Here is a 15,132-nt window from a genome sequence, read left to right as displayed (position 1 = left end):
TTGCGCTCGGCTTTTTGTTAGTCCCACCAATCATCGTCGGTTTTCTTTTTGCGGTAAAGCTTGAATTTATTTGTTGCGATTCGTTCTTTCGTTCTTAGTTCGATTCTATCATGGCATTCTTGGCACATATATGTATGGATTGGTCGATTTCTAAGTCGTTTTGCAAGGCTTGATTCATCCTCAATGTCTTCAATTTTATCACAGATTACGCATTTTACTTTCATAATTATGTACCCCTCTAGCATTATCAAATATCTATTTTTCCATTATACAACAATCCATACTTTTCTGACAAAGTTTGTCTTTTTAATGGGGAATATATACAGGTTTTTAAATGAAAAATTAATGATGGACCGAATGAGTGGAAACCATTGGTGAAAAGTTCTTAATGCCGTTGATGAAGGGCCGAACAGAGCGGAGTCTTGCTTAAAAAGTTTTTCATCCAGTCATTGGATACCGAGCAGAGTGTATAATCGTGAAATTCCTTCATTTTACTTAACCGTCAATAGATGAAAACAGCGCGAGAAATTTAAATGTTTTCTCGCGCTACTTTACCTATTATTTATTACCCATTTTATCATTCGACTGATCTTGTTGTTCTTTATCAATTTTCTGTTGTTCTTTTGGATTTAGTTGTCGGTTATTTGATTTCGTTGGCTCTGTGTTTTGGTTGTCAATTAAGTCACTTGGTATATCAGGGACCAATCTACCAACAATTTGTGCCAGTTCATCTAAAACGCCTGTGACTGGTCTTCCGTCTTCAATTTGTTTCTTCATTTGTTTCAATCGCTCATAGGTGTCCGCATCCGCAATAACAATCGCATTTGCACCGTGAGGATCATGTTGTAAACTTTCAGCAACTGAATATTTTATCGTTTGTACTCTCGAGCGCTCTAATTTTGAATCTACATCAATTCCCACCACTGCAAACTTCCCTAGCACTACTGCTGTTGCGTCATTTACATTAGGGACACCACTTGCAAGATCAACAAGATGATTTGCAATTTCTTGTCCTGTTTTTCTGTCGATATTGTTTTCGACAGTATTTTGAACCTTTACACGAGTGTCATCTACTTCTTCTTTAGCATTATTATTAAAACCGCAACCTGAAACAATAAACATTATACTTGAGAACAGAAGGATATAGATATATCTCACCGTTTTGCCTCCCATCGTTCAATGTGTTTTCTTTTTTTATTGTTTAATTATTCTTCTATCTTTATGCATCCATACATATATTTTTATCAATGGTCGTCCTTACACGAACAAAAAATAGGATTGACTAATATAATATTAAAAAAATTCATTAACGAATGGATAACCTGTTTCACTCCTAAAACAAAAAATGAAACCCACTTGAGTAGGAGGCGTGATTTTGGGGAAAATTTATGTATTAGACACAAATGTATTACTGCAAGATCCAAGAGCACTATTTTCATTTGAAGATAATGAGGTTGTTATTCCAGCAGTAGTGTTAGAAGAGGTAGACTCAAAAAAACGTTATATGGATGAAATAGGTAGAAATGCTAGGCAAGTTTCAAAGCTTATAGATAATTTGCGGCAAACAGGAAAGCTGCACGAGAAAATTCAGCTTGAAACTGGTGGAAGCTTGCGAATTGAATTAAACCATAGATCTTTCCATGAACTACAAGATATCTTTGTTGAGAAAACAAATGATAATCGTATCCTGGCAGTTGCCAAAAACCTCTCATTAGAAGAACAAGTAAAAGAAAATGGGAAACAGGTGATATTAGTCAGTAAGGATGCGCTAGTCCGTGTGAAGGCCGATGCATTAGGATTACAATCGGAAGATTTTCTAAATGATCGTGTTGTGGAGATTGATCATATTTATTCGGGATTCCTCGAGATTTATATAAACCGCAACCTTCTTGACCTTTTTTATGAAAAAGGTGAGCTTCATGTAACAGAGTTAGTGAATCATCCATTTTATCCAAATCAATTTATTATATTAAAAGATGCGCTAGGAGGTTCCTCATCTGCTATAGGAATTGTAGATAAAACAGGAAAAGTGGTAAGGAAGCTCAATTTTAAACAGGATCATATTTGGGGTATTAAGCCAAGAAATGTACAACAAACGATGGCGTTTGAGTTGTTATTAAGAGATGATATTCCATTAGTCACATTAATAGGTAAAGCCGGTACAGGTAAAACATTGCTAGCACTAGCAGCTGGATTGATGCAGACAGAGGATTTGGGGCAGTATAAAAAACTATTAGTGGCTCGCCCAATTGTACCTGTTGGAAAAGATATTGGGTTCCTACCTGGAGAGAAACAGGAAAAGCTTAGGCCGTGGATGCAGCCGATATATGATAATCTGGAATATTTATTTAATACAAAAAAACCCGGAGAATTGGATGCCATTTTAGCAGGAATGGGATCGATAGAAGTGGAGGCCCTAACCTATATTCGAGGCAGAAGCATACCAGAGCAATTTATTATTATTGATGAGGCGCAAAATTTAACAAAGCACGAGGTAAAGACCATACTCACTAGAGTAGGGGAAAGAAGTAAAATCGTGTTTATGGGTGATACTGAGCAAATTGACCATCCATACTTGGATGAATACAATAATGGGTTAACATATGTGGTGGAGAAATTTAAGGATCAAAGGATAGCTGGACATATTCGTCTTGTTAAAGGTGAGAGGTCTGGACTTGCACAATTAGCTGCAGATATCCTTTAGAAACATTCAAAGCCTGTCACTACCTCTAGAAATAAGAAAGTGACAGGCTCTATTTTCATGTCTAACTCCAACGCCTAGCAAGGCACTTCTGCTTTCTATCTTATTCAATAATCAACCCAGTAATATTTTTTATAGGATTCTTACGGTTTGAACCGTCTCCAAAATAAAAATGGACTGGACCGTCTTCACGTAAAGGCTTACCATCTTGTGAAAATCCTAGAATGGCTTCATATGCTTCACTTAGTGGAACAGTCGTTTCTTGGTCTTTCTGCACAATTTTTAATGTAATAGCGTCCTCTAATGGTTCCGCATTGTTAATGAAGTCCTTCAGTGGAATCCCAAATGTACCAGTCAAAATTTTTTCTTTTAAAAACTTTTTCTCAGTCTTTAAAGTCGGAGGGTAAATAGCCCCTTCACGGATTTCGCGATCCCAATGTTTTGAAACTGATTTTGTGTATTCGCTTAAATCTTCCTCATTCTTTTGTTCCGACTCAAAATATGTAAGTAAATCAACTCTACGGTCATCAAAAATCCACACACTTGGGTCAAGTGTAATTTTAAACTTTGTCTTACCCTCAATTATCATAATCATGTATAAATCAATCCTTTCCCTCTTATTATAGATGTTTTAACACGTAATAGGAAGTATCAGCTTTTTTCTTGTCCAATGAAAATTGATCAAAAAACGCTGATCTGTTCCGTAAATTTATAGTAAAGAGTACTAGTTTTTGTCTATTTATTCTTGCAATTTTACTGTTTACAGGTTAATATTTATAGATAGGATTAGGTATCGCTTCGAAAACGGAGGGGTTATGAATTGACTTCAGAGATTTCTGTGAATCATCGTGAAAAAGCATTGTCTTTATTACAAGCAGATGCTGAAAAAATATTAAAACTTATTAAAGTACAAATGGATAATTTAACAATGCCTCAATGCCCATTATATGAAGAAGTGCTTGATACGCAAATGTTCGGATTATCTAGAGAAATAGACTTTGCTGTGAGATTGGGATTAATAGAGAGTTTTGAAGGTAAAGAACTCCTTGCAAAACTTGAACGTGAATTATCCGTTCTTCATGAAGCTTCGACTAGAAAATAAGTAACCAATATATAAAATAACTCAAATTAACCTGACTCAAGGATAATTTGAGTTTTTTTATAAGATGGGTTTACAGTATTTCATTTTTCCAGTACTTTAAAAAAAGGTTGTTGCATTACATAGATTAAAAGTTTAATAGAAAATAAAGGATTTTTGCGATATGAAATAAAAAAATATAGTACAATAAATAATTATACCTTGTATTATTAGAGGAAGATGCCAATGCTTAAGAAAATTTTAAAATCATATGATTATACGTTAGTTCTTGCTGTTTTTCTTTTATGTTCTTTTGGACTAGTCATGGTCTATAGTGCAAGCATGGTCATTGCCTCAGCCCCTAAGTTTGGAGAAAACCCATCCTTCTTTTTTGATAGACAAAAATTAGCCTTACTCGTAGGTGCAGCTGCATTTGTCTTTACCATGATCTTACCTTATAAAATTTATGCAACAAAAAAAGTTCTTCTGTTTATTGTCCTTGGTTCAGTTGGAATGCTTTTGTTAGTATTTGTCGTTGGACATACAGCAAATAATGCACAAAGCTGGATTATGTTAGGGGCAAGGGGGATTCAGCCCTCCGAGTTTACAAAGCTAAGTGTCATTATTTATCTTGCCGCGGTTTACTCAAAAAAACAAGCCTATATAAACCAATTTGATAAGGCTGTCATGCCACCTATAATTTTCACCTTATTTATTTGCGCTACTGTAGCTATTCAACCAGACTTTGGTACAGCATTTATTATTGGATTAATAGCTTTAACAGTTATCGTTTGTTCAGGGATGGGGATTAGGAGCATAGGGAAATTAGTTTTGCTTGCTCTTATAACAGCAGTCATTTTATCACCCATTATTTTTATATTATCAGATGAAATTTTCTCGAAAGAAAGAATTGGCCGTTTTGTAGGGTACTTAGACCCATTCGGGGAAGTGGAAGATGATGGGCACCAATTGGTTAACTCGTATATTGCATTAGGAGCTGGAGGTTGGACAGGCCTTGGGTTAGGCCAAAGTATTCAAAAGTTTAATTACCTCCCGGAAGCCCATACAGATTTTATTATGGCGGTTATTGCAGAAGAATTAGGTATATTTGGAGTTTTATTTGTGTTATTATTGATAGCATATATTGTTTTTCGAGGATTCCAAATTGCAAGAAAATGTACTGACCCATTTGGTAGTTTACTAGCAATCGGCATTTCCTCTATGATTGCGATTCAAACTTTTATTAACTTAGGAGGTTTGACGGGTATTATACCAATTACGGGGGTTACATTGCCATTTATTAGCTACGGAGGTTCTTCTTTATTGTTATTAATGGCATCCATGGGGATCTTAATAAATGTTTCAATGTTTACAAATTATCATTCTACGTATAGTACAAAAGAAACAAAGCCACAAAACCAATCGGCTCATTCTTATCAAAAAAACTATGTCTCATATAGATAAAAACTATCTATATGTTGATGATAAATTTTATATTTTTATTTTTTATTTTTTGAAGGAGGATTTTTATGGAGAAGCGCATCAAGAAGGTACTAGTTGCCAATCGCGGGGAAATCGCTATACGTGTATTCAGAGCATGTACGGAGTTACATATTCGTACAGTTGCTATATATTCTAAAGAAGATGCAGGTTCTTATCATCGTTATAAAGCCGATGAGGCTTACTTAGTTGGTGAAGGAAAGAAACCTATTGAAGCGTATTTGGATATCGAAGGAATTATTGAAATTGCAAAAAACAATGACGTTGATGCGATTCATCCAGGTTATGGGTTTTTATCCGAAAATATCGAATTTGCAAGAAGATGTGAAGAAGAAAATATTATCTTTATCGGTCCTAAATCTTCCCATTTAGATATGTTTGGAGATAAGGTAAAAGCAAGACATCAAGCAGAAAAAGCTCAAATACCTGTTATTCCAGGAAGTAACGGCCCATTAAAAAACTTAGAAGAAGCCGTAAGATTTGGAGAAGAACACGGATACCCAGTAATCATCAAGGCATCGCTTGGTGGTGGTGGTCGCGGAATGCGTATTGTCCGCAATAAGGCTGGTATTAAAGAGTCATATGAACGAGCTAAATCAGAGGCTAAGGCTGCATTTGGTAGTGATGAAGTATATATTGAAAAGCTAATTGAAAATCCAAAACATATTGAAGTCCAAATTATCGGGGACAGTCAAGGGAATATTGTTCATCTTTATGAGCGGGACTGCTCAGTTCAAAGACGTCACCAAAAAGTGGTTGAAGTTGCACCAAGTGTATCTTTATCTGAACAATTACGCCAAGATATTTGTGATGCTGCAGTGAAATTAATGAAAAATGTTCAGTATCTAAATGCGGGAACTGTGGAATTCCTTGTAGCAAATGACGAGTTTTACTTTATCGAAGTAAACCCACGTGTTCAGGTTGAACATACAATTACTGAAATGATTACTGGTATTGATATTGTTCAAACTCAAATTCAAGTTGCAGAAGGTCATTCCTTGCATAGTAATGCAATATCTATTCCTAGTCAGGAAGATATTAGTACTCATGGATATGCGATTCAATCACGTGTTACAACCGAAGATCCATTAAATAACTTTATGCCTGATACAGGTAAAATTAGTGCATATCGAAGTGGTGGGGGATTTGGAGTTCGTCTTGATGCAGGAAATGGATTCCAAGGTGCAGTGATTACACCATATTATGATTCACTTTTAGTTAAACTCTCTACACATGCGTTAACTTTTGAGCAAGCTGCATCTAAAATGGTCAGAAACTTGAAGGAATTCAGAATCCGTGGAATTAAAACAAATATTCCATTCCTAGAAAATGTGGTTAAGCACGAAAAGTTCCTATCAGGTGAATATGATACATCATTTATTGATTCTTCACCTGAGTTGTTCATTTTCCCAAAACCAAAGGACCGCGGAACAAAAATGCTTTCCTATATCGGAAATGTTACAATCAATGGTTTCCCAGGTGTAGAAAAGAAAAGAAAGCCAGTGTTTGATAAGCCATTTTTACCAAAAGTAAGACATGATGAGCCAGTCCCTACAGGAACAAAACAAATTTTAGACGAACATGGTCCTGAAGGTGTCGTAAATTGGGTTAAAGAACAAAAACAAGTTCTATTTACCGATACAACTTTCCGTGATGCTCACCAATCTTTACTTGCAACAAGATTTAGAACAAATGATATTAAGCATATTGCAGACCCAACTGCACGACTATTACCAGAATTATTCTCACTTGAAATGTGGGGTGGAGCAACATTTGATGTGGCATACCGCTTCTTAAATGAAGATCCATGGGAGCGTTTAGCTTCATTACGTAAGCAAGCTCCAAATATCTTATTCCAAATGCTACTTCGTGCATCTAATGCAGTTGGTTATAAGAACTACCCAGATAATTTAATTCGTGAGTTTGTAAAGGAATCAGCCGAGTCTGGAATCGATGTTTTCCGTATCTTTGACAGTTTGAACTGGGTTAAGGGAATGACTTTAGCTATTGATTCTGTCCGTAATAATGGAAAAATAGCAGAAGCTGCGATTTGTTACACTGGTGACATCAGTGATTCAACACGAACAAAATATGATTTACAATATTACAAAGATCTTGCAAAAGAACTTGAACAATCAGGTGCGCATATGCTTGGAATTAAGGATATGGCCGGCTTACTTAAACCACAAGCGGCATATACATTAATTTCAGCATTAAAAGAGACAGTATCGATTCCTATTCACTTGCACACACATGATACAAGTGGTAATGGATTATTCACTTATGCAAAAGCGATTGAAGCGGGAGTAGATATTGTTGATGTAGCCGTAAGCTCTATGGCAGGTCTAACCTCTCAACCAAGTGCAAACTCATTATTATATGCTTTAGAAGGGACCGAAAGAAAACCAGACCTTTCTGTCACAGCCTATGAAGAGATTGCACGTTACTGGGAAGGAGTTCGTAAATATTATAAAGACTTTGAAAGTGGCATGAATGCACCACATACTGAAATCTACCAACATGAAATGCCTGGTGGACAATATAGTAATCTTCAACAACAAGCTAAGGGAGTTGGTCTTGGCTCAAGATGGGAAGAGGTTAAAGAAATGTATCGTCGTGTAAACGATATGTTTGGCGATATCGTGAAAGTAACACCTTCTTCAAAAGTAGTTGGGGATATGGCACTTTACATGGTTCAAAATAATTTAACTGAAGATGATATTTATGAAAGAGGAGAAACCCTTGATTTTCCAGATTCAGTTGTAGAACTGTTTGAAGGATATCTTGGTCAACCGCATGGTGGTTTCCCTAAAGAACTTCAACGCATCATTTTGAAGGGACGTGAACCGATTAATGTCCGTCCTGGAGAATTACTAGAGTCTGTTGATTTTAGTGATGTAAAAGATACATTAACACACAGTTTAAATCGTGATGTAACGAATAAAGAAATGATATCCTATGCTTTATATCCAAAGGTGTTTATGGATTATCAAAAAATGTTTGAGCAGTTTGGCGATATTTCGATGCTGGATACACCAACTTTCCTTTATGGAATGAGACTAGGTGAAGAAATCGAAGTAGAAATTGAACAAGGGAAGACATTAATTGTGAAACTTGTTTCAGTTGGTCAAGCCCAGGCAGATGGAACAAGAGTTGTCTATTTTGAACTAAATGGTCAGCCTCGTGAAGTTATCGTTAAGGATACGAATATTAAATCAACAGTTGTTGCAAAGCTAAAGGCGGACCGTGATAATGAAAATCATATTGGTGCAACAATGCCTGGAACGGTTATTAAAGTGTTAGTAGAAAAAGGCGAAAAAGTAAATAAAGGCGACCATCTCATGATTACAGAAGCAATGAAGATGGAAACGACTGTCCAAGCACCATTCTCAGGTGTTGTGAAGGATATTCACGTTGCGAACGGTGAAGCTATCCAAACAGGAGACCTTTTACTAGAGCTAACAAAATAATAAAAAAGAGCCCCATAGACTAACTTTGGGGCTCACTTTTATGAAAAAAATCCGAGGGATTACCCTCGGATTTAATTGTTTTATTGAATTGGTACAGTTTGATTTGGGTTAATTGTTTCTTCATTAGCATTTTCAGATTCTGTTTTTAATGCCATTTCGTTTTTCTTGCTTCTTGAAGATAATAGAATAAAGTAACTAAAGACTCCAAATAAGCAAGCAATAAATAAAGCATGTGCAAGTGCGATAAATAGATTTACTTCTGAGAAAATAATAACAGCTCCTGATATTACTTGAACCGAAACTAAGCCGAGAGCAATCATCCACCCATGATACAGAACTTTTTCATGCTTATAATGCTTAATAATCTGAATAGCAAGCAATAATACCCAAATAAATAATCCACCAGCTAAAGCTCTGTGTCCCATTTGAACCCATTCGTGCATTTGTGTAGGGAGACCAATATTGTTGTATGTACATACTGGCCAATCAGGACAAGCAAGTGAGGCACCTACATGTCTTACTAAAGCTCCAGAATACACAACAACTAAACTATAAATGGTTAAAGCATAAAATTGCATTCGAAGCTTTTTATCTATCACAAGTGAATCGGCATCAAATTTTTTATCGACTTCAAAAATGAGCAAAGTTAACAGCAATACGGAAGCAAAGGAGATGAGTGATATTCCAAAATGAAGGGCCAGTACAACATCTGATTGTCCCCATAAAACAGCCGCAGCTCCAATTAGTCCTTGTAACACTAAGAAAAAGAATGATATAAATGCTAAAAATTTCGTTTCCCTAATATGACCAATTGCTTTCCAAGCCCAAATTGATAAAACTAAAACTAAGATCCCTACCACTCCAGAAACGACCCTATGACTTAATTCAATTACTAATTCAAAGGTTATTTCATCTGGAATTACCTGTCCATTACAAAGTGGCCAAGAAGCGCCGCATCCAGCACCCGATTCAGTTTTTGTGACAAGTGCACCACCGATTAGCACAAATAGCATACCGATTGTAGTTAAAACCGATAACCATTTTAATAAACGGCTCAAAAAAATCACCTTCTTACTTATAAAACAATATATTTTTTTATCTAAATACATTTCTACAATGTTCATCTTATCTAAATAATAGATAAAATTCAAAGGAACACTCTTTTCGATATTACACAATTTACGAATTCTTTACAACCCACTTGAAATTGAAAAAAATTTTATTATTGTAGTAAAAAAGGTTGAATAATATGAATGAGTTTGCTAGAAATAGATAGGGGGAATGATTTACATTTCGACAGGTCCCTAAAAACTTAAGGTTAACACTATTATTATAGTGTAAATAGTAATTATATAGCGGTTTCATTGACAGGAATCGGTCACAAAATAGTCATAAATTATTAACGAAATGTTCACAAAAAAACTAAAAAATGTGATTTAATATACAGAAAGGGTATTTTTTAATATAATTTATAATATCTACAAGATAATAACCTTGGTAACATTTTTAAGTTGTACTTATTTACATACCTACTGACTCGAAAACGCTTTATTTCTATAATTGCGTTTTTTAATACTGAAATTAGTACAAAATGGATATAACATACCAAAATGTGAAATTTACTTAAAATACATAAACAATGAGGCTGATAAGATTGCTGTAAGCAATACGATGTGATGTATTTGAAAGTATGGCTTAGTAAAATTAAGGAGGCTTCTCAATGACGACGACAAGGTCTGTACTCGGTACAGATGAAAAAATGCGGAATGAAAACGTACATGATTCCGAATATAAAACCACAGTGTATAAGGATTTTCTTTCGTTAATTAAAATTGGTATCGTTAACTCCAATTTAATAACTACCTTTACTGGTCTGTGGCTCGCACTGTTTTTTACAGGTAAAGGCTTTTTGCAGGAAATCGATGTTGTTATCTATACACTTTTAGGTTCTGCATTGGTAATTGCTGGATCCTGCGCGATTAATAATTACTATGATCGAGATATTGATCATGTAATGGAACGTACTAAAGTACGACCTACTGTAACTGGTAGAATTACTCCAAAGTATGTTTTGGGAATGGGTTTAATACTCATACTAATAGGAACAGGATTTTTACTTCTAACAACAGTAACGGCTGCAGTAATTGGTTTAATTGGTGTTTTTTCATATATTTTTCTATATACTGTATGGTCAAAACGTCGATATACAATTAATACCGTAATAGGAAGTATATCAGGTGCCGTCCCTCCATTGATTGGTTGGGCAGCGGTTGACCAAAACTTGCATTTAATAGCTTGGCTTTTGTTTTTGATTATGTTTATCTGGCAACCACCACACTTTTTAGCGCTTGCAATGAGACGAGTGGAGGAATACCGTGCTGCTGGAGTTCCAATGTTACCAGTTGTACACGGCTTTGCTATGACAAAGAGACAAATTGTCATTTGGGTGCTTTGTTTACTTCCATTACCGTTTTACATGTTTTCTTTAGGGGCCCTGTTCGTTTTAATTGCAACCCTCCTAAATATCGGATGGTTAATCTTAGGTATTAGGGGATTTAAAATGAAAGATGATATTAGATGGGCAAAACTGATGTTTGTTTACTCACTTAACTACTTAACGATTATGTTTGTAACAATGATTATCGTTACATTAGTGTAAGTGGGTTTCAAAATATACATAATTCTTCTATATTATATAGGGGAATTTAATATCTTTTAAATCTTTATTAAAAGATAGTAGTAAAATATTTTTTGAAAGAGGGGTTTGATGAAGCTATGAAAAAATGGCTGCCAAATGTGCGGTTGATCACACTATTTAGTTTCATGGCGCTACTGTTAGCAGGGTGTGGGGAACCATTCGTATCTGCACTTACTCCAGCAGGGGAAGTTGCAAAAATGCAATACGATTTAATGATTCTTGCGACATTGATCATGGTAATCGTTATTGCAATCGTTACAGTTATTTTTATAATCGCCTTAGTTAAATTTAGACGTAAAAAAGGTGATGAAAACAAGATTCCTAAGCAAGTTGAAGGAAATCACACTTTAGAAATCATTTGGACTGTTATCCCGATTCTTTTACTTTTAGTATTAGCAGTTCCAACTGTATCTGCTACTTTTAAATTAGCTGATGTAAAAGCAATGGAAGCAGATACAAGAGATGAAGATGCAGTAGTAGTAAAAGTAACTGCAAATTTATATTGGTGGGAATTTGAATACCCTGATCAAGGTGTTGTAACAGCACAGGAGTTAGTCGTTCCTACTGATGAAAAAGTATATTTTGAACTTATTTCAAATGATGTTAAGCACTCATTCTGGATTCCAGCTGTTGGTGGAAAACTAGATACCAACACCGATAACACAAACAAATTCTGGTTAGAGTTTGACGGTGGAAAAACAGAAGATGCTGGTGGCTTATTCTTTGGTAAATGTGCTGAACTTTGTGGTCCTTCACATGCTTTAATGGATTTCAAAGTAAAACCACTACCACGTGCCGAGTTTGACCAGTGGGTGGACAACATGGTTGCAGCTAAGGATGCAGAACATGTACCTGCTAATGATCTAGCAAAAGCTGGGGAAGAATTATTTACTTCAAATAGCTGTATTTCTTGTCATGCTATTAACCCAGGTGAAAAGCGTCCGACCGCACCAAACTTAGCTAATTTCGGGGATCGCCCAAGTATCGCGGGTAAATTGGAATTTAGCGAAGACAACCTTAAGAAATGGTTGAAGGATCCTGAAACCATTAAACCAGGAAACAAAATGTCAGGAACTTATGATAATAAAGGTTTATCTGACCAAGATTTAGATGCGTTAGCTGAATATCTAATGGGTCTTAAAGTCGAAGAATAATGTAACACATTTTGGAATAAGGAGGTCACATTGTGAGTACTGTAGCTCAGAAAAAAGGGTTTGGCGCTACTATATGGGATTATTTAACTACGGTTGACCATAAAAAAATTGCTAAACTTTATCTAATAGCAGGCGGATTCTTCTTCCTACTAGGAGGAATTGAAGCACTCATCATTCGTATTCAACTTGCTGTACCAGATAATAACTTTGTAACAGCTGGATTTTTCAATGAAATTATTACAATGCATGGTACAACAATGATTTTCTTGGCAGCAATGCCACTATTATTAGGTTTTATGAATGCCGTCATGCCACTTCAAATTGGTGCACGTGACGTTGCATTCCCATTTGTAAATGCTTTAGGTTTTTGGTTATTCTTCTTTGGAGGAGTTTTCCTAAACTTAAGTTGGTTTATGGGTGGGGCACCTGATGCAGGCTGGACATCTTATGCATCACTTGCATTACATTCTGAAGGTCATGGGATTGATTTCTATGTACTTGGTCTTCAAATTTCTGGTATTGGTACTCTAATTGGTGGTATTAACTTCTTAGCGACTATTATCACAATGAGAGCACCTGGCATGACATATATGCGTATGCCATTATTTTCATGGACTACGTTTGTAGCATCAGCATTAATTTTATTTGCGTTCCCTCCATTAACTGTAGGGTTACTATTAATGATGTTTGACCGTATCTTTGGTACAGCGTTCTTCGTTCCATCAATGGGCGGAAACACAATCATTTGGGAGCATTTATTCTGGATTTTCGGTCACCCAGAAGTGTATATCTTAATTCTCCCAGCGTTCGGTATTTTCTCTGAGATTTTTTCTACATTCTCCAGAAAGAGATTATTCGGATATTCTTCAATGGTATTTGCTACGGTTTTAATTGGTTTCTTAGGATTCATGGTGTGGGCTCACCACATGTTTACAACTGGATTAGGACCAATTGCAAATGCTATTTTCGCAGTTGCTACAATGGCAATTGCAGTACCGACTGGAATTAAAATCTTTAACTGGCTCTTCACGATGTGGGGCGGTTCACTGAAATTTACAACACCGATGTTATATGCAGCTGCATTTATTCCATCTTTTATCATGGGTGGAGTTACAGGAGTTATGTTAGCTTCTGCTCCTGCAGACTATCAATATCATGATTCTTATTTCGTAGTTGCTCACTTCCACTACGTAATCGTTGGTGGGGTTGTATTAGCAGTATTTGCCGGTACTCATTACTGGTGGCCAAAAATATTTGGTAAAATGTTGAACGATACTCTTGGAAAAGTAACTTTTTGGTTATTCTTAATTGGTTTCCATTTAACTTTCTTTATCCAACACTTCCTAGGTCTAATGGGAATGCCACGTCGTGTATTCACATTCTTACCAAACCATGGTTGGGAACTTGGAAACTTAATCAGTTCAATCGGTGCTGCATTTATGGCACTAGGTGTAATTGTTCTTCTCTTTAATGTGGTAATCACGTCTATTAAAGGAGAAAAAGCAGAAGCTGATGCATGGGGTGATGGACGTACACTTGAGTGGGCGATTGCTTCACCACCACCGTACTATAACTTTAAACAGTTACCATTAGTGCGTGGCTTGGATGCATTCTGGGTAGAAAAAATGCAAGGTAAAAAGGAAATGACTCCAGCAGAACCACTAGGAGACATTCATATGCCAAATAGCTCTTTCTTACCTTTCTTGATTTCTCTAGGATTATTTGTTGCAGCATTTGGTTTCTTACACCATCCAGATGGAGCAAGTTGGTCAACTCCAGTTATCATCATTGGAGGAATTATTACTTTTGGTTCGATGTTCTTACGTTCGATCATTGATGACCATGGATACCATATTCATAAAGCAGAATTAATGGATGACGATGACAAGAAAGGGGTTGAGGCATAATGCATGTGGAAGAAAAATTAACAGCTGAAACGTTTCCTGCAGAGCCTGAGAAAGCGACCCTTGAAGGAAAAAATAAATTTATTGGTTTTTGGCTCTTCCTTGGCGGAGAAACCGTTCTATTCGCTTCACTTTTTGCAACCTATTTGGCATTAAATAAAAGCAATGGTACTGGACCATCTACACAAGATTTGTTTGAAATACCACTTGCTTTTACAATGACGATGATTCTTTTAACAAGTTCATTAACAAGTGTTTACGCAATGTACCATATGAAGAACTTTAACTTCAAGAAAATGCAACTTTGGTTAGGTTTAACAGTACTACTTGGTGCAGCTTTCCTTGGCTTTGAAATCTACGAGTTTAAACACTATGTACATCTTGGCCATACAATTACAAGTAGTGCATTTGGTTCTGCATTCTATTTGCTTGTTGGAACTCACGGTGCTCACGTATTATTCGGATTATGTTGGGCTCTTACAATTATGATTCGTAATGCAAACCGTGGATTAGATTTATATAATGCACCTAAGTTTTATGTCTTTAGCCTTTACTGGCACTTTATTGACGTAGTATGGGTGTTCATCTTTACTGTTGTATATCTAATGGGAATGGTGGGATAAACAC

Annotated in this window: 12 protein-coding genes; 8 read left to right on the top strand and 4 right to left on the bottom strand. The window is 35.9% G+C overall.

Annotated features, from left to right (window positions below):
- Positions 1–17 precede the first annotated feature (17 nt).
- Positions 18–224 (bottom strand): YlaI family protein, encoded by a 207-nt coding sequence (locus BTHG_RS04425; protein ID WP_010282793.1) that lies wholly within the window; start codon positions 222–224, stop codon positions 18–20.
- 334 nt (positions 225–558) lie between these two features.
- A complete protein-coding gene (locus BTHG_RS04420; protein ID WP_087947061.1) occupies positions 559–1,173 on the bottom strand; it encodes a YhcN/YlaJ family sporulation lipoprotein in 615 nt (204 codons plus the stop codon).
- Positions 1,174–1,375: 202 nt separating this feature from the next.
- Between BTHG_RS04420 and BTHG_RS04415 the strand changes: the two genes are divergently transcribed.
- Entirely contained in the window at positions 1,376–2,704 is a 1,329-nt protein-coding gene (locus BTHG_RS04415; RefSeq protein WP_010282788.1) for a PhoH family protein, read from the top strand.
- Between the two features lie 100 nt (positions 2,705–2,804).
- On the opposite strand, the gene BTHG_RS04410 is transcribed toward BTHG_RS04415, so the two are convergent.
- A complete protein-coding gene (locus tag BTHG_RS04410) occupies positions 2,805–3,296 on the bottom strand; it encodes a molybdopterin-binding protein (RefSeq protein ID WP_010282785.1) in 492 nt (163 codons plus the stop codon).
- 225 nt (positions 3,297–3,521) lie between these two features.
- On the opposite strand from BTHG_RS04410, the gene BTHG_RS04405 reads away from it, so the two are divergent.
- The 3 genes from BTHG_RS04405 (at position 3,522) to pyc (ending at position 8,749) form a co-directional block, all read left to right on the top strand.
- A complete protein-coding gene (locus tag BTHG_RS04405; protein WP_010282783.1) occupies positions 3,522–3,803 on the top strand; it encodes a YlaN family protein in 282 nt (93 codons plus the stop codon).
- A 222-nt stretch (positions 3,804–4,025) separates the two neighbouring features.
- Positions 4,026–5,243: a putative lipid II flippase FtsW gene (gene ftsW / locus BTHG_RS04400; RefSeq protein WP_010282781.1), complete on the top strand. Its 1,218-nt coding sequence runs from the start codon at positions 4,026–4,028 to the stop codon at positions 5,241–5,243.
- Between the two features lie 65 nt (positions 5,244–5,308).
- Entirely contained in the window at positions 5,309–8,749 is a 3,441-nt protein-coding gene (pyc, locus tag BTHG_RS04395; RefSeq protein WP_010282779.1) for a pyruvate carboxylase, read from the top strand.
- 80 nt (positions 8,750–8,829) lie between these two features.
- Here pyc and BTHG_RS04390 read toward each other — a convergent pair whose 3' ends face one another.
- The gene (locus BTHG_RS04390) at positions 8,830–9,807 is read right to left on the bottom strand and encodes a COX15/CtaA family protein (protein ID WP_010282777.1); all 978 of its coding nucleotides are present in this window, start codon (positions 9,805–9,807) and stop codon (positions 8,830–8,832) included.
- A gap of 701 nt (positions 9,808–10,508) precedes the next feature.
- On the opposite strand from BTHG_RS04390, the gene cyoE reads away from it, so the two are divergent.
- The 4 genes from cyoE (at position 10,509) to BTHG_RS04370 (ending at position 15,128) form a co-directional block, all read left to right on the top strand.
- On the top strand, positions 10,509–11,408 hold the full coding sequence (gene cyoE, locus BTHG_RS04385) for a heme o synthase (protein ID WP_026021684.1): 900 nt from the start codon (positions 10,509–10,511) through the stop codon (positions 11,406–11,408).
- 116 nt (positions 11,409–11,524) lie between these two features.
- Positions 11,525–12,601 (top strand): cytochrome c oxidase subunit II, encoded by a 1,077-nt coding sequence (coxB, locus tag BTHG_RS04380; protein WP_010282773.1) that lies wholly within the window; start codon positions 11,525–11,527, stop codon positions 12,599–12,601.
- Positions 12,602–12,633: 32 nt separating this feature from the next.
- A complete protein-coding gene (gene ctaD / locus BTHG_RS04375) occupies positions 12,634–14,508 on the top strand; it encodes a cytochrome c oxidase subunit I (RefSeq protein WP_010282770.1) in 1,875 nt (624 codons plus the stop codon).
- Positions 14,508–15,128, top strand: a complete 621-nt coding sequence (locus BTHG_RS04370) for a cytochrome (ubi)quinol oxidase subunit III (protein WP_010282769.1) — start codon at positions 14,508–14,510, stop codon at positions 15,126–15,128. Before ctaD ends, BTHG_RS04370 begins: the two co-directional genes overlap by 1 nt.
- The last annotated feature ends 4 nt before the right edge of the window (positions 15,129–15,132 follow it).

The organism is Bacillus timonensis, assembly GCF_000285535.1.
Lineage (GTDB): Bacteria > Bacillota > Bacilli > Bacillales > Bacillaceae_L > Ferdinandcohnia > Ferdinandcohnia timonensis.
The sequence above is the reverse complement of the archived record's forward strand: the minus strand, read 5'-3'. Positions and strand labels throughout refer to the sequence as shown.